The sequence below is a fragment of the Bullifex porci genome (assembly GCF_009695635.1).
In the GTDB taxonomy this organism is placed as follows: Bacteria; Spirochaetota; Spirochaetia; order Sphaerochaetales; family Sphaerochaetaceae; genus Bullifex; species Bullifex porci.
Genome location: NZ_VUNN01000044.1, coordinates 1 through 2961, shown reverse-complemented (window position 1 = coordinate 2961; position 2961 = coordinate 1). Strand labels below are relative to the sequence as shown.

The 2961-nt window shown below is 28.5% G+C and carries 3 protein-coding genes; all 3 read left to right on the top strand.

The features are described from left to right. Positions 1 to 177 precede the first annotated feature (177 nt). The 3 genes from FYJ80_RS11475 to FYJ80_RS11465 all read left to right on the top strand — a co-directional run bounded on the left by FYJ80_RS11475 (position 178) and on the right by FYJ80_RS11465 (position 2796). Positions 178 to 669 (top strand): DUF6431 domain-containing protein, encoded by a 492-nt coding sequence (locus FYJ80_RS11475; RefSeq protein WP_154427030.1) that lies wholly within the window; start codon positions 178 to 180, stop codon positions 667 to 669. Positions 670 to 747: 78 nt separating this feature from the next. Continuing rightward, positions 748 to 1989 (top strand): DDE-type integrase/transposase/recombinase, encoded by a 1242-nt coding sequence (locus FYJ80_RS11470; RefSeq protein ID WP_154427028.1) that lies wholly within the window; start codon positions 748 to 750, stop codon positions 1987 to 1989. Between the two features lie 6 nt (positions 1990 to 1995). Continuing rightward, a complete protein-coding gene (locus tag FYJ80_RS11465; protein ID WP_154427026.1) occupies positions 1996 to 2796 on the top strand; it encodes an ExeA family protein in 801 nt (266 codons plus the stop codon). Positions 2797 to 2961 lie beyond the last annotated feature (165 nt).

Genomic DNA, 2961 nt, shown 5'->3' with positions numbered 1-2961 from the left:
TATAGATAGCTATTTTATATATAGATAATCTAGTCAAAATAATCAAAATAAATGAAGATAGATAACCAACAATAAGACTAAGAACTAGTCAAAATATTTGAAAATGAAAGAGTAAAAAATATGAGAGTTACCAACAACCTGCAATTCGTTATAACTCTCATCAAAAAAGGTATCTTCATGATAACACTAAAGGTAGAAAAAGAGAATAGAGAATTAAACCAAGATTATTACGATTTAATCATTAGAAATATAGATATACATAGTTTAGAGTGCACATGTGGTAGACATGATATGGTTGTACATAGCTATTATAGCCGCAACATTAAAACTGAATCTGGAGTAATAAAATTAGATATATTAAGAGTTAAATGTAAAGAATGTGGTAAAACACATGCTGTTTTATTATCACTTATTGTACCTTACCAAAGTGTTGAATTAGAAATACAAATTCAGATATTAAAAGATGAAGATGTGGAAAAAATAATGGTTAACAATGAAGCGATAGATGAACAAGAAGTTTATAGAATAAGAAAACGCTTTAAAACCAAGTATAAAAAGTGGATGAGCTTAAACAAGCTAAGTTTTTTAGATGATTTAGTTAAATTAGCATTTAGAGATTTTAAATCAAATTTTATGCAGATAAGAAAAGGCTGCTATAACTTAATTTAAAGAACCACATAGGATGATTGGTAAATGTAAATATGTATACAGTACCCTCTTTAAAAACTAAAAATAAAGAGGAAAACAATGACTGAAGCAGAAAGAAATAGCATAGCCTTGTTTCGGTACGGTATTTTAGCTCCATTTATTCAACGGCAAGTTGCAATAGCCAACAAATGGAGTTATTTCAACAAAATTGCAGAAAAGCAATATGAATATATTGATGGAACGATGAAAACAATATCTCCGTCAACATTATGTAGATGGTATGATGCATATCAGAAAGATGGCTTTGATGCATTAAAACCTGAACGTAGATCTGATCTAGGAACTCAAAGAAAAATAGATAAAGAACTTGAATCTTTAATTGCTTATTATATTAATGAATATCCACGATTACCAGCAACTCAAATTTATGAAACTCTAGTAAATAAAGGTGATATTAATTCTAAAAGTATTTCTTTATCCACTATTACAAGGTATGTAACAAAACAAAAGCAAGCGAAAGGTATTAATAAGGTTACTACTGAGTATAAAAGATATGAGAAGGAACACATAAATGAAGTATGGTATGGAGATACAACTTATGGCCCTTATCTTACAGTAAATGGAAATAAAACAAGAGTATATATAATAGCATTAATAGATGATGCCTCTAGAAAGATAGTTGCATGTGAAGCTTTCTTTGAAGACAACTACATTAACCTACTTAAAGTAATAAAAAGTGGTATTACAACCTGTGGAAAGCCAAAGATGTTTAGTTTTGATAATGGCTCAAATTATCGTTCAGGACAAATGAATTTACTTGGAGCTAGAATTGGTGTTGGTATTAACTTTTGCCCTCCCTTTACTCCGACCTCTAAGTCGAAAATAGAAAGATTTTTTAGAACACTCAAAGACCAATATCTTTGTCGTATAAAACCTAATGATTACAGAGATTTAGAAACTTTTAATAAAGCTCTAAAGGAATATATTCAAGAATATAATACTCGTCCTCATTCTTCATTAGAAAACAATATGTCCCCTAATGATAGATTTTATAATGAAAGCAAATTAATTATTGAAATGAGTGAAGACCAAATTGAGAAGTCTTTCTTACTTGAGATTGAGAGAAAGGTTTCTGCTGACGGTGTAATTAATATTGATTGCAAAGAATATGAAGTAGATTATCGTTATCAAAACCAAAGAATAACAATTAGATATTCACCTGATTTATCTAAGGTTTATGTCGTCGATAAATTTGATAACACTCTTAAAGAAATTAAGCTATTAGATAAAAAAGCAAATAGCAGCATTAAACGTATAAAGGTTAAATTAGCGGAGGATTAATATTTTATGAATTATGTATCTAGATATGGATTAGAGTTTAACCCTTTTATTAAGAACTCTAAAGAAATACTATATGAGAACAACAACTATAAAGAAGTTAAAGTAAGACTTGATTATCTTTTACAAACAAAAGGTATTGGCTTAATTACAGGAGACCCTGGTTGTGGTAAAACCACCATTGTGCGTAATTATACAAATAACCTAAACCAGAATGCATACAAGATTATTTATCTTCCATTGTCTACATTGACTGTATTAGAGGCTTATAAACAGCTTGCTATTGCTTTTAATATTGAACCATTTCACAGAAAGTATGAGAACTTTGCTGCTATTCAAGATGCTATTAGAAGATTAAATATTGAGAAAAAGATTATTCCTATTATTATCTTTGATGAAGCTAATTATTTATCTAGTAGTTTTCTAAATGATATAAAGATTCTATTTAACTTTGAAATGGATTCTAGAGATTTAGCAGTTGTACTTCTTGTAGGACAGAGTGTACTTAATAATGCTCTTAATATGAAGAGTAACGAAGCTCTCAGACAAAGGATTATTACTTCTTACAATATTGGAACAATGTCTATTGAAGAAAGCTGTATTTATATTAAAACAAAGCTAAGTAACGCTGGATCTTCTTCTGATATATTTACTCCTCAAGCTTTAAGAGCTATTGCTTCTTATTCGTCAGGTAACCCAAGAGTTATTTCTCGTGTATGTGATTTAGCTTTAATGATTGCGAATAAAATAGATAAAAGTAATATTGATGAAGAAGTAGCTAATTTAGCTATTAATGAAATTAATATGTAAATTTTTTCTCTTATGGGGGGCATGCAATATTGCCCTCTTTTTATATCTTCTTAGTTCCATTTAATTTGATTTTTATCTTTATTTAATTTGATTTTGCATTTATTTTGACTTACTTTTCTTGTTTTATTTTGATTAGAAAATCTTTAAATAAAATGACGTTCTATA

Excerpts from the sequence above, each read along its gene's own strand:
- FYJ80_RS11475 (WP_154427030.1), top strand. The coding sequence starts at position 178 with ATGATAACACTAAAGGTAGAAAAAGAGAATAGAGAATTAAACCAAGAT.
- FYJ80_RS11470 (WP_154427028.1), top strand. The coding sequence starts at position 748 with ATGACTGAAGCAGAAAGAAATAGCATAGCCTTGTTTCGGTACGGTATT.
- FYJ80_RS11465 (WP_154427026.1), top strand. The coding sequence starts at position 1,996 with ATGAATTATGTATCTAGATATGGATTAGAGTTTAACCCTTTTATTAAG.